We start from the raw sequence: 14,367 nt of genomic DNA on the forward strand, positions 1-14,367 counted from the left end.
GAAGCAGATCAAAAAAAACGGCTGTTTTAAAATCTTTCCATTCAGGGAATATTGTTACCGTTCAAAAAAGGAGGGCCAACCATTGAAAGATGATCATCAAAACAAGCAGCACCAATCAAATGCCCAAGGGAGCGAGGAAGCGCTTTCTCATAAGACATCCGGGAAAAACGAGTCAGAGGATACCTTAACGAATAGGCAGGGGCATCCTGTTACTGATAACCAGAATGTGAGAACCGTCGGGAATAGAGGGCCTACAACACTTGAGAACTATGATTTTCTCGAAAAGATCAGCCACTTCGACCGGGAACGCATCCCAGAGCGGGTTGTTCATGCCAGGGGAGCAGGTGCACATGGATATTTTGAAGCGTACGGAAGCTTCGGAGACAAACCGATTTCAACATACACAAGGGCCAAGCTCTTTCAGGAAAAAGGCAAGAAAACACCGGCATTTGTCCGTTTTTCAACTGTGAATCATGGAAAACACTCGCCTGAAACATTGAGAGACCCGCGCGGTTTTGCTGTAAAGCTATATACAGAAGACGGAAACTGGGATTTGGTCGGAAACAACCTGAAAATCTTTTTTATCCGCGACCCGCTGAAATTTCCGGATCTTGTACACGCATTTCAGCCTGATCCAGTGACCAACATCCAGGATGGTGAACGTATCTTCGATTTCATTTCTCAATCTCCTGAAGCGACACACATGATCACCTTCTTGTTTTCGCCTTGGGGCATTCCGGCCAACTACCGGCAAATGCAGGGTTCAGGCGTACATGCCTATAAATGGGTGAATGAGGAGGGCAAGGCCGTTCTCGTGAAATACCATTTTGAACCGAAGCAGGGCATCCGCAACCTGACACAGAAGGAAGCAGAAGAGATTCAAGGGAAAAACTTTAACCATGCCACACAGGATTTATATGACGCGATTGAAAATGGCGATTATCCAGAGTGGGAAGTGTATGCTCAAATCATGAGTGATGATGAGCATCCTGAACTGGACTTTGATCCTCTTGATCCGACAAAACTGTGGTATAAAGACGATTTCCCATGGAAACCGATCGGCAAATTGGTTCTGAACAAAAATCCGGAAAACTACCATGCGGAAGTGGAGCAAGCTTCATTTGGAACGGGAGTGCTTGTCGACGGGCTTGATTTTTCAGACGACAAATTGCTCCAGGGGCGTACGTTTGCTTATTCTGATACGCAGCGCTACCGTGTAGGCGCAAATTACCTGCAGCTTCCGATCAACTCGCCGAAAAAGCATGTCGCTACCAACCAGGAAGGCGGGCAAATGCAATATCGGGTCGATAGAGCAGAAGGACAAAACCCGCACGTCAACTATGAGCCATCCATTATGGGCGGGCTGAAGGAAGCGAAGCAGGACGGAAAAGACCATACGCCGCATGTCGAAGGTGATGTAAAGCGTGAAGCGATTGACAGAACAAACAACTTCGGACAGGCTGGAGAAACGTACCGGAGATTTACTGAATTTGAGCGGAACGAATTGATTACGAATTTGGTGAATACGCTTTCTACGTGCCGAAAAGAAATTCAGGATCAAATGATTGAGAATTTCACAAAAGCTGATCCTGACTACGGAAAACGCGTAGCAGAAGGGCTAAAAAAGGTTTCCGAAAACAACAGCAACGGGCCGATCGGCACAACTGAAACGGAACAGGCTGCAAAGCAGGCTGAACAGGAGAGCCATCCATCTGATCCGTATTAACAAAAGCGAACAGGGCTTTTTTTGAAGCCCTGTTTTTTTATTTTTCTATTGAAACGCTTTCAACAATTGTGTTGTACTGGAAGGAAAGGGGTGGAGAGATACGATGGAATTACAGCAGGACTTGATTCCTCAGAAAAAAACAATCGGCGCTTTAGATCACGCCGTTTTTTTATGCATGGTATTTTGTTTCTGGTTTTCAGGCTATATTTACGTTCCTGTATTCAGCCTGTATTTGGAGGATCTGCACTTTTCATATGGCGCAATCGGCATCATTCTCGGCAGCTACGGGGTCACGCAAATCCTTCTGCGATTCCCGCTCGGCCTTTTGTCAGACATCCTGTTTTCCTTGCGCAAGCAATTGTTAATTGCCGGGTTCGGCTTTTCCGTCTTCAGCAGCCTGCTTTTTCTGATGTTTGATTCTTTCTTCTTCGTGCTGGCCGCCCGGCTGTTCGCGGGAATCACTGCTTCTATGTGGGTGATGGCGACCATTTTATACGCACATTATTTCAACAATGGCAATGCATCAAAAGCAATGGGCATCATGCAGTTTTTTACCGTCATGCCTCAGTTTGCCAGCATTGTGTTCTGCGGGCTCGCCGCAGCCCATTTAGGGAGGCAGGTTCCTTTTTGGATGGCGCTGGCAGCTTCTGCCGCAGGTCTGGTGATCTGCTGCTTTATTAAGGATCCGTCTGCTCCTCCCGCAAACCGTGGCACCATTCGTGTCAATCAGTACATCAAAGATACATTGCGGCTGCCAAAGCTGAAGCTTTTCACCATCCTGTCTATGACGGCCCATGCCGTATTATTTATGACAGTGTTTGGTTTTACGCCGCTTTACATGGATCAGCTCGGAATGGGCGACGCGGAGCTGCTTTGGGTGATGAGCGCCTTTTTCCTCCCACACGCAGCCGCCACATTAAGCTTTGTGTTTCTGCGCTTTACAAGCCTTATCGCTTACTCCGTGATGCTCATTAGTTTCGCTGTCACCGGGGTCTGTTTGCTATATGTTCCTTTTTCAGCTGCATTGTTCACGGTTTGCATCACACACGCCTGTATCGGGCTGGCGCTCGGCTTCGTTTTTCCTCTGCTGCTAAGCCATGTCGTCGAAATCAGTTCTGCCCGTTTAAAAATGTCAGTGATGGGGTTTTATCAATCATTTTATGCGCTAGGCATCTTCCTCGGGCCCCTTCTTGCCGGAAAAATCGCACAGCTTGTCGGGCTTGCGGGAGTTTTTTATGGAGCCGGGTCTCTGGCATTTGCCGCCTTTTTTGTGATGCTCGCGCAAAAACGTAACATGATCAATTAATAGCTTTCATACCGCCGGAAGCGCCACACAGAAAACACGGCCAGAAGCATGATGCACAGAATGGAGAAAGTGAGTGACCATCCGAAAAAATCTGCCCGCTCTCCATGAAGAAGGATATGCTCCGCCTGCTTGCAAATCTCGGCCGGAAGCCACTTCGCACCATCTGGAAATAGTGAAACAGCAAAGGAAACAGCTGCTGTGAGCCCGATCCCGCAAGCCGCAGCTGCTCCGACAGACCGGAATATCGTACTTCCGGCAAGGCCGGCGGTCACAATAAATATCACCCAAAGAGCGTAAAGGCCAAGGCTTGCGGCAAAGCGGCTGAATAATGCGTCCTCAAACAGCAGCCGAACGTAATAATAAGCAAGCCCGTATCCAACTGCAAACGACATAATGCCGATCACGCTTTGGATGAGCCATTTACTCACGATATAATGGGCTGCCGTCACAGGCCGCGACATAATCAGCGCTGTTACCCCTTGATTTCTTTCATTGGCTACACTGCCCATCACGCTAAAGATGACCAGAGCCATGCCAAGCGTGTTGAATTGAGAAAGCGTGCTGACCATCACTTCAGACCCGGAGGGCATCGTAAAACTGATTTTCATGCCGTCAGGAAGGTTCCCTCCATGTGCGATGATTTCCGGCATATAATAAATGGTCAGCGGCTGTGTCAGCCCGACGATCATCATCGCAATCGGCAGCCAAATCAGCTTGCCGCTTTTCCATCCTTCCAGCCACTCCTTCTGCAAAAGCGCCATCATCACCTTCATGCGTGCACCACCTTTAGATAGACGTCTTCTAGAGACTCCGTTTTCTGTTCAAATCGGGTGACGGTCAATCCCTTTCGGATACAGTCACTTAATAATGACCGGCCAGCGTGTATATCAGGCAGCTCGAAAACAGCTTGGGACGGATTCTTATAGACAATAGCTGAGACGTAAGGCTTCTCTTCAAGCCAGCCTTCCAGCTTCTCTTTCACTGAAAGGGTAAAAACGTTCGTTTGCTGCTGTTGTTTCAGCTCCTGTAACTCGCCTTTCCATGAAATTTCACCGTTTTTCATAATCACCACTTGATCACACACCTGCTCTGCATCGTGCAAAACATGTGTAGAAAACAGAACGGCCATATGCTTTTTCAGCTCACGCATCATGTCCAGCACCTCGAACCGTCCTGTCGGATCAAGTGCAGACACCGGTTCATCCAATATCAAAAACTTCGGTTTATGGAGCAGTGCCTGTGCCAGACCGAGTCTTTGTTTCATTCCTCCTGAATAGCCCCCGATCCTTTTGTGCTCCGCTTCATGCAAACCCACAAATTCCAGCATCTCGCCGATTTCCTCTTGGCATTTTCTCTTCGAAAGGCCGGACAGTCTCCCCGCAAATGTCAAAAATTCATTTGCGGTCATCCAGGAATAAAAAGCTGGATACTGCGGGAGGTACCCAATCAAACGCCGATCCGGCTTTTTTTCTCCTAACAGCTTAATGTTTCCGGAGGTTGGCGAAAGCAGACCGGCCAGCATTTGCAGAGTCGTGGTTTTGCCGGCTCCATTGGGACCTAATAGCGCGACACACTCGTTTTCATTCACGTGAAAACTGATATTCTTTACAGCTTCATGATGCCTGTACGATTTGCATAATGATTCAATAGACAGCATATCGGCTTACCTTTGCTTTCTGCCGACGGTGAAAAATAAAATCGGCCCGATAATATTGATACATACGATGATTGCAGCCCACATCCACTTTGGCCCGTTCGTCCGCTCTTCTTTTATACAGCTGATAAGGGCAAACACCGCCAAAGCCAGCTGTAATACAATCAGCGGCAAAATCATTTCCCAAGAAATATTCATTGCTTGATCCCCCTTTTCTTCCGATCCGGCCTAATGACAAAAAAGTAATAACAAATCAGAGGCATCGGTGCTTGAATCAATCCGACAATCCCCCAAACCCATGCCATGTGATTACGTTTTTTCGCATCAATAAATAAAAAGATTCCCTGCGCCAATACGATGAGACAAGCCGCAACCGTTATGATAATTTCTGTTTGTGTCATCCGCGTTTCACCTCGCATTCGCCGAGATGCCTTTTTTTCTCAGCCGCAATCAAAATCGGCAGCACCGCAAGCACACAAACCTGAAGCACAATAAACACAGCAGGAGCTTGAGTGAAAGCTAAGATTGCAGCACTCACAACCATCAGCGCGCAGAATACAAATAAAATGATCTCTTGAAGAAGTTTTTTTCTGTATTCAGCTTTCATTTGTGACAGCTGGTGAAGCAGTTCTTTTTGATTCGGTATAGAGGGATTGGCTGTTTGATCAATTTTTTTCCATTCTGACTTTAAATGATCAGAAAGCTTTTCTTTATTCATCATCCCACTCCTTTCTGATTTGCTGGAGCCCTTTATGAACTCTGGACTTTACAGTGCCTTCTTTGATTTGAAGCATCACCCCGATTTCAGCGTAGGTATAGCCGTAGTAATGCCTTAATAAAACCGGTGTGCGCAGTTTAGGGTCCAGCTTTGAAAACAGATCGAGCGTTTCGCTCCACTCTGCCCCTTTCGCCGACACGTCCCACTTGATCTTGCGGATTGTTTCCTCCGTAACTGTCTGATTCCGTTTCCATTCTCTCTTTCTCTTTTTCTGGTGATCGAGATAGAGCCGCGATGCAATGGAGATCAGCCATGTGGAGAATTTTGAACGGCCCTGAAAGCTTCTTAAATGGATGTACCCTTTCAGAAAGGTTTCCTGAACAAGTTCCTCGCTGAGATCGGGGTGAAGGGAAAGCTTTAACAAGTATTTATATAAGAAAGAATAGTGATAGTGGAAAAGGGCTGTAAACGCCTCGTCGTTTCCCTCTTTCGCCTGCTGGATCAGCCGCTGTTCTTCATGTGTATCCAATGACCGTGATCCCCCCTTTTTTGTTTTTCTGCCTTATGAGACGACACCGGATTCAAAAGCGTTCATCTTTTTTACAATTCTTTTCAGCCATTGACAGATCAGGCTTCCCAGCCGTTTGGCTGCATATCCTTATTTGTAAACCCTCTTATAGTCTGTTAAGCTATGACTTTATGTCGATTTCAAAAAAACATCCAATATGGAGGACGATGCATTGAAAGTAGAAAGGCGAACGATTGAATATATTCCGAATGAAGAAAGACATGGTAAAGCGAAAGATTTATTTCCCGTATGGTTCGGGGCTAATATGCATATCACCACGTTAGTGACCGGCACGATTCCCGTTGCAATGGGACTTAATCTGTTTTGGAGTGTTGCCGCTATTATTTGCGGAACCTTAATCGGTGCCATATTTATGGCGTCTCATTCCGCGCAAGGCCCTCAGCTAGGCATCCCGCAAATGATTCAAAGCCGTGCCCAATTCGGCGTAATCGGAGCGATTCTTCCCCTCTTCTTAGTCATGTTTATCTACCTTGGTTTCTTCGCAAGCAGCACGATTCTGGCGGCCGGAACCTTAAGCAGCTTTGTTCCCATCCCGGGATCATGGAGCATTATAGGCTTAAGCGCCGTATGTTTTTTACTCACCATTTTCGGCCATGATTTGATTCACAAAATGCAAAAAATCCTTTCTTGGACCTCTTTTGCTGTATTTTTTGCTGCAACGATTCTCATTTTTCAATTGCCGATTCCAGCAGGCAGCTGGATTCCCGGAGCGATTGATCTGCCAATTTTCTTGGTGGCAGTCAGCGCAGTTGCGACGTGGCAGCTTGCCTACGCGCCGTATGTTGCCGATTATTCAAGATATCTGCCAGTTAAAACACCGGCTTCAAAAACATTTTGGTACAGCTATGCAGGTACATCTGTCAGCTCCATCTGGATGATGCTGCTCGGCGCATTGCTGACAACCTCACTTCCTGACTTTACGGCAAACTCAGGCAGCCAGATTGTCCAATTGTTCGGTCCCTTCTCGTTTATTATGCTGATCATTGTGTTATTTGGGCAAATGGCAATCAATGTTTTTAATCTGTATGGGGCCTTCATGTCCACGACAACAACGCTGGAGCCGTTTCTGAAATTAAAAGTCACGCCCAAAGTCAGAATCATCATGATCCTGGGTGTCACGCTTGTCGGCACAGTCTTAAGCCTACTGGGACAGAGCAATTTTATGGAGCTGTTTTTGAATTTTATCTTTTTCATCAGTTATTTCTTAATTCCGTGGACGGCAATCAATTTAGTCGATTACTACTTCGTCCGCCACGGAAAGTATCAAGTCAAAGCCATGTTCGACGTAAACGGGCCTTATGGAAAGGTCAATTGGATCACCACAATTGCGTTCGTTCTGTCTATCTTGCTGGAAATTCCGTTTATCAACACAAGCTTTTACATCGGACCGCTTGCCAAAATGTTTGGCGGCGGAGACATCGCATGGATTATCGGCTTGGCCGTGCCTTCTGTGCTTTACTATGTATTAATGAAACCGCGTCTGAAAAAACGGGCGGGGTATCAAGAAAAGCTGTCTTCTCTCTGAAGACAGCTTTTTTATCATTCAAATCGTTTCCACACGCGGGGCAGGATGTCAGATAGCTCATGAGCGAGCAACGTATGAGCGGAGTGCTCGTCCGTCCAGAGCTCGGCGCACGCACCATGCAAATAGACCGCGTTTAATATGGCGTGCTTTGGATCTTCATGGCAGCAGAGCATCCCCAATATCATGCCCGTCAGCGTGTCACCGGTTCCGCCCTTGGCGAGCGCCCCGTTTCCGGTTGGATTGAGCCAGCAGTCTCCATCAGGAAACGCGATGACGGTTTGGTTTCCTTTTAACACAATGACAGTCTGTAGCTGAGCCGCCCATTCCTTTGCATATTCCGCTCTTTTTTTCTGCAATTCGTTCACGGGCACCCCTGTCATTCGGGAAAACTCGCCCGGGTGCGGCGTGAGGATGACGGGGGCCTCCCGTTTCGGATATGTGCGCTTCGCCAGCGCTCCGGCATCCAAAATAACAGGACAATCAGCCGCAAGCACATGATCGACTGCCTGCTGTACGCTTTCCGTTTGCGGAAGGCCCGGTCCGATGGCAATGGCCCGGTACGTCTCTTCAAGCTGAGCATCCGCCGCCTTTTTCCAGCCGTCACGCCAATAGGTCGCCTCGGGCAAAACAGGAACAATTAGCGGGATTACGCTTTCTGATGTACCGATGACAAGCTTGCCGAGACCGCTCCGCATGGCCCCAAGCCCTGCAAGCAGCGCTGCCCCCGGCATGTCGTCACTTCCAGCCAGCAGCAAAGCCGTACCGTACGTGCCTTTATGGCTCTCCGCATCTCTTTCAGGAAGCGTGGCCCTTACATGCTCTTCCGTCCAATATGGAACATTCATCTCTATCCCTCCTCTGCTTTCTTTTCCTATTTTTCCTGTCCCTTTTCTTTTTCAAACAAAAAAGACAGCCTTTTAGGGCTGTCTTCTATTTTACAGGAACATCAAGGTGATACAGGCGGCTGTACCGTTCGTTTGCCGCCAGAAGCTCCTCATGGGTTCCTTCCATTTCTGTTTTGCCGTTTTCGAGAAATACGATTTTATCAGCCGCTTCCACTCCCGCGAGATGGTGGGTAATCCATAAAATCGTTTTTCCTTTCAGCACCTCAAACACCGTTTCCATCAATTCACGTTCGGTAATAGGATCGAGGCCGACTGTTGGCTCATCGAGGATGATGATCGGTGTATCCTGCAGCAAAATCCTCGCAAGTGCGATCCGCTGGCGCTCTCCACCGGAAAAACGGATGCCGGTTTCTTGTACAGAGGTATGATATCCGTCAGGCAATGACTCAATGTAGTCATGCAGCTTGACCTGCTTTGCGGCGCGGCGCACATCCTCGTCGCTTGCTTCTCCGTTTCCGAGCCTGATGTTGTTCAAAATACTTGTATCAAACAGGTGCGGTTTTTGATTTAACACGGCCACCGCATCCGCAATCTGATCCTTTAACAGCGCTGTCTCCACTCCGTTTAACGTCACAGAACCGGAGTCCGGTTTCAAGGCGCCTTCGATTAATGCAAGCGATGTTGATTTCCCAGAGCCGCTTCGGCCGAGCAGCGCCATTTTTTCTCCTTGGCGCAGCGTAAAGGAAAAGTTGTGCAGCACTTGGCTGCTGTTGTCATAAGAAAACGTCACATCACGAAAGACCAAGGTGACATCTTGAAGATCGAGCATTTGATCCCCTGATTCAGTTTGTGACGCCTCCAGCTGAGGAGCCACCTTGTTCATGCGTCTGATAGAATCCTGATAGCCCGGCACTTCGCCTAAGGCATCCGAAAGCGGCAAAAAGGCTTCCGTCAACGGAAACACCACTAGCACAAAAGCGGCAATCATCGTTTTAGCGAGCTCTCCGTCCGCTTGCTGTCCCGCTGTCCAAAACAGCATCAGCAAAATAAGGCCGGCGACAAGGCATTGCGCAGCAAAGTCCCGCCATCTCGTAAAACGTTGTTTTTTCCGTTCAAGCTCAAACCAATCATGTTCCTCTTTTTCATAAGCATCAATAAAAGCATGCCGGCGTCCGCTGAACATCCAGTCGCTGACACCCATCACGGCATCTGTCAGACGGCTGTACAGCACATTCCGTCCGCTTTTCAGCCTCGCATTCTTCGCTCTCGTCACGAGCAAAGACACAACCGGAAACAATACAACAAGAACAAACAAATAAAGCGCAAGCAATATGGCAAACGGCCAAGAGAAGAAGCCGAGCGCTATCACTGAGACAGCATACAGGAGCAAGGCTGAGATCGCAGGAAAAATCGTTTTTAAGAATGCATCCTGCAAATGCTCAATATCCTCAGACAAAATGCCGAGCATATCCCCCGTGCGAAAACGGGAACGCAGCATCAAAGCACCCGGCTCAAGCATATTGTAAAGGCGGACGCGCATGTCGGATACGATTTTCAAAATGATGTGATGCCCGACGAGCCGTTCCACATATCGCGACACAGAGCGCGCAATCCCAAAGGTGCGCACTGCGACAATCGGCACATAAATAAGCAGAATGTTTTCCGGCCTTGTCGCCGCTTTAGAAATCAAGAACCCTGAGGTGAACATGAGGAAAGCAGCAGAAAAAATCGTCACCGCACCCAAAAAGATAACCAGAACGAACAGGCGGGCATTTTGCTTGATATACGGCAAAATCCATTCTTCTTTCTTCATGCTCTTTCCCCCAGTTGTGCCTTCACGAGTTTGGTATACACACCGTTTTTCTCCAGCAGTTCATTGTGAGTCCCGACTTCCGCAACCCTGCCCCCGTCCAGCACGATAATTTCGTCCATATCGAGCATCCAGTGAAGGCGGTGAGTCGCGAGAAAAACGAGCTTATCCTCAAATAAATCCAGCATCGTTTCTTTTATTTCATATTCTGTTTCGATATCAAGATGGGCGGTCGGCTCATCCAGCAGCAGGATCGGACGGTTTCCCAAAAAGGCGCGGGCCAGCGCGACACGCTGTGCCTGGCCGCCGCTGAGCGCCCGGCCGCCTTCCCCGATCCGCCCCTCTAATCCGTCAGGAAGGCTATCCACCAGCTCCGTCAGTCCCGCTGAGGCAGCAGCACGGGCTGTATCCTCTGCCGAAGCGCTTGGATGGTAGAAGCGAATGTTGTTCCCAAGCTTATCATCAAAAATGTACGGATGCTGGGGGATGTACAGAAGGTTCTTCTGCCAGCTGCCGTCCTGCAAATGGGACCGGCTTGTACCATTAACCTCAATCATTCCGCCATCCGGCTCTAAAAATCCGCCGAGAATATCAATTAATGTTGATTTTCCGGCTCCGCTTGCACCGATAATGCCAATTTTTTTCTTGCCCTTGAATGAGAGATCAATATCAGACACCGAACGGCCGACTGATACGCCTGACAGCTTCAGTTCATCCTGATCGGACCAAGCCTCAAGCTGAAGCGGTGTCTCTTCTTTAAAACCAGGCTGTGACAAAATCTTTTGAATGGTTTTTCCTGCTTCCTGGCCGTTCAGCGTTGCATGATAATCATTCCCCACTTCCCGCACCGGCAAAAAATACTCAGGCGCCAGAATAAGCGCCGTTAAAGCAGGGCCAAGCAAAATATCGCCGTCAATGAGGCGCAGGCCCAGAAATACTGCGACTGTCGCCACCGACAGCATCGTGAAAAAATCGAGGGCGAATGATGACAAAAACGCCACCCGGAGTGTGCTCATCGTTGCCTTGCGATACCGCTCACTCACATAGAAAATATTTTTGCTGTGTGACTTGCTCAAACCTAAGAAACGCAATGTCTCCAGCCCGCGAAGAGAATCAACAAAATGATTGGAAAGTCTCTGATAGGATTTCCACTGACGATCCGCTTTTCTCTGCGCGACAAGGCCGAGGAGAATCATAAAGATGATCAGAATCGGCATAGCCGCCACTAAAATGATGGCTGATGTGCGATCCTGAAAAAACACATAAATGACAACCGCCGCAGGCACAATCGCCATGCTGACCATTTTCGGCAGAAACAGCTCCAGGTAGCGGCGGAACTGGCTGATGCCTTCCATCGCCAGCGTCACCATTTGCCCCGTCCCCTCTTTCTTTGCAAAGCGGGGGCCTAATCGGAACAGCTGATCAAGAAAACTTTTCCTCAAATCTGCTCCTGTCCGGGCGGCGTATTGATAGACGATTTTCTGTCGCGCCACCGTCACCCCGTGCCGGGCGATAAAAGCGATGAGGAAAAAGCCGATCATCGGAAAAAGGGAGGTAATGCCCTTCCCGTTGAACAGTCCGGTTACGGCCTCACTCAGCCACTCTGCCTGCATAATAATGGCGGCTGTCTGAATCATCGTTAAACAAGTAATCAAGGTGAGAATCCGCTTCATTCCTTTATATCGAAACAGGTCTTTTCCCATTAATAAGTCATAGGCTCCTTATGGCTGACGCGCTTCCGGAAGACATAATAGCTCCAGATCTGGCTGCCGATGACGAACGGCAATAGCGTTAATGCTGCAATTGACATGACTTTAAGCGAATAATCTCCGGAAGAAGCGTTAGCTACTGTTAAATCGTATGCGCTATGAAGCGAGCTGACCATTACACGAGGGAATAGGGAAATAAAGATCATTCCCACGGTCAGCGCCAGACCAGCGCCTGTCATCCCAAATGTCCAGCCGTCTTTTTTCTTACGAATAAATACAGCCGCGAGCATAAAGCAGATGACAATCAAAACAGTGAGCGGAATGGTAATCTCGCCGCGGCGTGTAAACATGTCTGTCTGATACGCAGAAAGGGCCGCGAAGGCAAGAACCGCTACAAAAACAACACCCATTATCTTTTGCGCCATTTTCCGGGCGCGGTTTTGCAAATCACCAATCGTACGCAGCGTGATAAACATTAATCCATGCTGGAAGCAAAGAAGTGTTACCGTCACACCGCCAAGTATAGAATATACATTGATATAATCAGATACATGTGCGTGAATGTTCATGTCGGCATCAATCGGCATCCCGCGGAATAATGTCGTGAACAGCACACCAAGCACAAACGGAGGAATCAGACTGCCGAAGAAAACGACCCAGTCCCAAACCTTTACCCATTTTAAATGATCCACCTTGCCGCGGAACTCAAACGCGACCCCGCGGCCCATTAACGCAAGCAGCACTATGACAAACGGAATGTAATAACCGCTCAGCATCGTTGCATACCAGTTTGGGAATGCCGCGAAAATGGCGCCTGCGCCAGTCAAAAGCCACACTTCATTCGCGTCCCAGAACGGCCCGATCGTGTTGATCAGCACTCTGCGTTCTAATTCATTATGGCCAAGAAAACGGGTCGCCATGCCGACCCCGAAATCAAAGCCCTCCAAAAAGAAGAATCCTACAAACAATACAGCAACGAGTATAAACCAAAGATCATGAAGAGATGCCATGGTATACCTCCTGACTAAATGGATCTGTTGATACAGGCACATCATGATGATTATCATGCTCCGCACCTTTTTTAATCTCACGGATAAACAAGAAGACAAGCAGTGCACCAAGAATCATGTACATCACACCGAATGCGATGATTGAGAATAACAGGGAGCCCGCAGTTACGTTAGGCGACACAGATTGAGCGGTTGTCATTAAGCCCATGACCGTCCAAGGCTGACGCCCGATTTCTGTCATAATCCAGCCCGCGGAGTTCGCAAGAAACGGGAAGGAAATCAAAGCAATCATGATGCGCAAATACCATTTGCTGTTTTCAAGCTTTTTGCGGCGGTTTAACCAAAGGCCGCCTAACGCAGCAAGAATCATGACAACACCTGCTCCTACCATGATGCGGAAGCTCCAGAATGTCGTTTTCACTGGCGGAATGTAGTCGCCTTTTCCGTATATTTTTTCGTACTCAGCCTGAAGGGTTTTCATCCCTTTGACACTTCCGCTGAATTTCTGATAAGCCAAGTAGCTCAAGGCATAAGGAACTTTGATTTCGTTTGAGCTTTTTTCATTTTTTGTATCGATCGTCGCAAAAGCGGTCCAAGCAGCAGGGTCACCGCTGTCTTCCCATAGGCCTTCACTGGCAGCCATTTTCATCGGCTGTGATTCCATCAAGTGCTCAGCCTGCATGTGTCCGCTAAGGCCGACGCCAAGACCGGCACAAAGGCCGACGATCATTGCGAGTTTAAAAGATTGCTTAAAGAACGGCACTTCTTTTTTCTTCAGCAGTTTAAAAGCACTCACTCCGGCAATAAAGAAAGCTCCAGTGGCAAGCGCACCGAAAATGACGTGCGGGAATTCAACCCAAAGCTGAGGGTTTGTAATCAACGCGCCAAAATCATTCATTTCCGCGCGGCCGTTTTTGATCGTAAAGCCGACCGGCTCCTGCATAAAGGAGTTTGCTGTTAAAATCCAGAAAGATGACATGATCGTTCCGAATGATACGAGCCATATGCAGAGAGCGTGAATTTTCTTCGGCAGGCGGTCCCAGCCAAAAATCCATAATCCGATAAAAATAGACTCCATGAAAAACGCCAATAATGCTTCAATCGCAAGCGGCGCACCAAATACATCTCCGACAAAACGGGAGTAATCAGACCAGTTCAGTCCAAACTGGAATTCTTGCAAAATCCCTGTTACAACACCGACTGCGAAATTTATTAAGAATAAGTGTCCCCAAAACTTTGCCATTTTGAGATACAGCTCATTTTTCTTTACAAGATAAAGAGTCTCCATCAACGCAACCATAAACACAAGCCCGATAGACATCGGCACAAACAAGAAGTGAAACAACGTTGTTGATGCAAATTGTATGCGGGCTAATACCAATTCACTCATGCTTTCTCCTCCATTTCCGGTTAAAACTGTTAATTTGCTCACTACTTCACAAATAGAACCGAGACTTTGATCAGTAATTCACAAA

Annotated in this window: 14 protein-coding genes; 3 read left to right on the forward strand and 11 right to left on the reverse strand. The window is 48.0% G+C overall.

Annotated elements, in window-relative coordinates:
- Positions 1 to 82 precede the first annotated feature (82 nt).
- Together katX and MKX38_RS19775 are read left to right on the forward strand one after the other, a co-directional pair.
- Positions 83 to 1,726, forward strand: a complete 1,644-nt coding sequence (gene katX, locus MKX38_RS19770; RefSeq protein ID WP_339188113.1) for a catalase KatX — start codon at positions 83 to 85, stop codon at positions 1,724 to 1,726.
- A gap of 103 nt (positions 1,727 to 1,829) precedes the next feature.
- Positions 1,830 to 3,032 carry an MFS transporter gene (locus tag MKX38_RS19775; RefSeq protein ID WP_033882879.1) on the forward strand — a complete coding sequence of 401 codons (1,203 nt, stop codon included), beginning with the start codon at positions 1,830 to 1,832 and terminating at the stop codon, positions 3,030 to 3,032.
- Here the strand turns inward: MKX38_RS19775 and MKX38_RS19780 are convergent.
- From MKX38_RS19780 to sigY, 6 genes are read right to left on the reverse strand one after another with little or no spacing between them, the layout of a single operon-like run.
- The gene (locus MKX38_RS19780; RefSeq protein ID WP_032722726.1) at positions 3,029 to 3,805 is read right to left on the reverse strand and encodes an ABC transporter permease subunit; all 777 of its coding nucleotides are present in this window, start codon (positions 3,803 to 3,805) and stop codon (positions 3,029 to 3,031) included. The genes MKX38_RS19775 and MKX38_RS19780 overlap by 4 nt on opposite strands.
- Positions 3,802 to 4,689, reverse strand: coding sequence for an ABC transporter ATP-binding protein (locus MKX38_RS19785; RefSeq protein WP_212128856.1), 888 nt, complete (start codon positions 4,687 to 4,689; stop codon positions 3,802 to 3,804). Before MKX38_RS19785 ends, MKX38_RS19780 begins: the two co-directional genes overlap by 4 nt.
- Positions 4,690 to 4,695: 6 nt before the next feature.
- Complete coding sequence (yxlE, locus tag MKX38_RS19790) at positions 4,696 to 4,884, reverse strand: sigma Y negative regulator YxlE (RefSeq protein WP_003227293.1); 189 nt, start codon at positions 4,882 to 4,884, stop codon at positions 4,696 to 4,698.
- Complete coding sequence (yxlD, locus tag MKX38_RS19795; RefSeq protein ID WP_003242917.1) at positions 4,881 to 5,087, reverse strand: sigma Y negative regulator YxlD; 207 nt, start codon at positions 5,085 to 5,087, stop codon at positions 4,881 to 4,883. The genes yxlE and yxlD overlap by 4 nt, the downstream gene beginning before the upstream one ends.
- Positions 5,084 to 5,404, reverse strand: coding sequence for a YxlC family protein (locus MKX38_RS19800; protein ID WP_003227289.1), 321 nt, complete (start codon positions 5,402 to 5,404; stop codon positions 5,084 to 5,086). Before MKX38_RS19800 ends, yxlD begins: the two co-directional genes overlap by 4 nt.
- Entirely contained in the window at positions 5,397 to 5,933 is a 537-nt protein-coding gene (gene sigY / locus MKX38_RS19805) for an RNA polymerase sigma factor SigY (protein WP_015250905.1), read from the reverse strand. The genes MKX38_RS19800 and sigY overlap by 8 nt, the downstream gene beginning before the upstream one ends.
- A 211-nt stretch (positions 5,934 to 6,144) precedes the next feature.
- Between sigY and MKX38_RS19810 the strand changes: the two genes are divergently transcribed.
- Positions 6,145 to 7,518: a cytosine permease gene (locus MKX38_RS19810; protein ID WP_003244111.1), complete on the forward strand. Its 1,374-nt coding sequence runs from the start codon at positions 6,145 to 6,147 to the stop codon at positions 7,516 to 7,518.
- A 14-nt stretch (positions 7,519 to 7,532) separates the two neighbouring features.
- Here MKX38_RS19810 and MKX38_RS19815 read toward each other — a convergent pair whose 3' ends face one another.
- From MKX38_RS19815 to cydA, 5 genes are all read right to left on the reverse strand, one after another.
- On the reverse strand, positions 7,533 to 8,363 hold the full coding sequence (locus MKX38_RS19815) for an NAD(P)H-hydrate dehydratase (RefSeq protein WP_124059430.1): 831 nt from the start codon (positions 8,361 to 8,363) through the stop codon (positions 7,533 to 7,535).
- A gap of 85 nt (positions 8,364 to 8,448) precedes the next feature.
- Positions 8,449 to 10,176, reverse strand: a complete 1,728-nt coding sequence (cydC, locus tag MKX38_RS19820) for a thiol reductant ABC exporter subunit CydC (RefSeq protein WP_339188115.1) — start codon at positions 10,174 to 10,176, stop codon at positions 8,449 to 8,451.
- Positions 10,173 to 11,876: a thiol reductant ABC exporter subunit CydD gene (gene cydD / locus MKX38_RS19825; RefSeq protein ID WP_339188117.1), complete on the reverse strand. Its 1,704-nt coding sequence runs from the start codon at positions 11,874 to 11,876 to the stop codon at positions 10,173 to 10,175. The genes cydC and cydD overlap by 4 nt, the downstream gene beginning before the upstream one ends.
- Positions 11,876 to 12,892 carry a cytochrome d ubiquinol oxidase subunit II gene (gene cydB, locus MKX38_RS19830; protein ID WP_046381444.1) on the reverse strand — a complete coding sequence of 339 codons (1,017 nt, stop codon included), beginning with the start codon at positions 12,890 to 12,892 and terminating at the stop codon, positions 11,876 to 11,878. Before cydB ends, cydD begins: the two co-directional genes overlap by 1 nt.
- Entirely contained in the window at positions 12,876 to 14,282 is a 1,407-nt protein-coding gene (gene cydA / locus MKX38_RS19835; RefSeq protein WP_003243795.1) for a cytochrome ubiquinol oxidase subunit I, read from the reverse strand. Before cydA ends, cydB begins: the two co-directional genes overlap by 17 nt.
- Positions 14,283 to 14,367 lie beyond the last annotated feature (85 nt).

The sequence above is a fragment of the Bacillus sp. FSL M8-0025 genome, assembly GCF_037975475.1.
GTDB lineage: Bacteria > Bacillota > Bacilli > Bacillales > Bacillaceae > Bacillus > Bacillus subtilis.

What these genes read in the sequence shown, in the direction of transcription:
- MKX38_RS19775 (WP_033882879.1), top strand. Translation starts at nt 1,830, where the DNA reads ATGGAATTACAGCAGGACTTGATTCCTCAGAAAAAAACAATCGGCGCT.
- MKX38_RS19780 (WP_032722726.1), bottom strand. Translation starts at nt 3,805, where the DNA reads ATGAAGGTGATGATGGCGCTTTTGCAGAAGGAGTGGCTGGAAGGATGG.
- MKX38_RS19785 (WP_212128856.1), bottom strand. Translation starts at nt 4,689, where the DNA reads ATGCTGTCTATTGAATCATTATGCAAATCGTACAGGCATCATGAAGCT.
- yxlE (WP_003227293.1), bottom strand. Translation starts at nt 4,884, where the DNA reads ATGAATATTTCTTGGGAAATGATTTTGCCGCTGATTGTATTACAGCTG.
- yxlD (WP_003242917.1), bottom strand. Translation starts at nt 5,087, where the DNA reads ATGACACAAACAGAAATTATCATAACGGTTGCGGCTTGTCTCATCGTA.
- MKX38_RS19800 (WP_003227289.1), bottom strand. Translation starts at nt 5,404, where the DNA reads ATGAATAAAGAAAAGCTTTCTGATCATTTAAAGTCAGAATGGAAAAAA.
- MKX38_RS19815 (WP_124059430.1), bottom strand. Translation starts at nt 8,363, where the DNA reads ATGAATGTTCCATATTGGACGGAAGAGCATGTAAGGGCCACGCTTCCT.
- cydC (WP_339188115.1), bottom strand. Translation starts at nt 10,176, where the DNA reads ATGAAGAAAGAAGAATGGATTTTGCCGTATATCAAGCAAAATGCCCGC.
- cydD (WP_339188117.1), bottom strand. Translation starts at nt 11,876, where the DNA reads ATGGGAAAAGACCTGTTTCGATATAAAGGAATGAAGCGGATTCTCACC.
- cydB (WP_046381444.1), bottom strand. Translation starts at nt 12,892, where the DNA reads ATGGCATCTCTTCATGATCTTTGGTTTATACTCGTTGCTGTATTGTTT.
- cydA (WP_003243795.1), bottom strand. Translation starts at nt 14,282, where the DNA reads ATGAGTGAATTGGTATTAGCCCGCATACAATTTGCATCAACAACGTTG.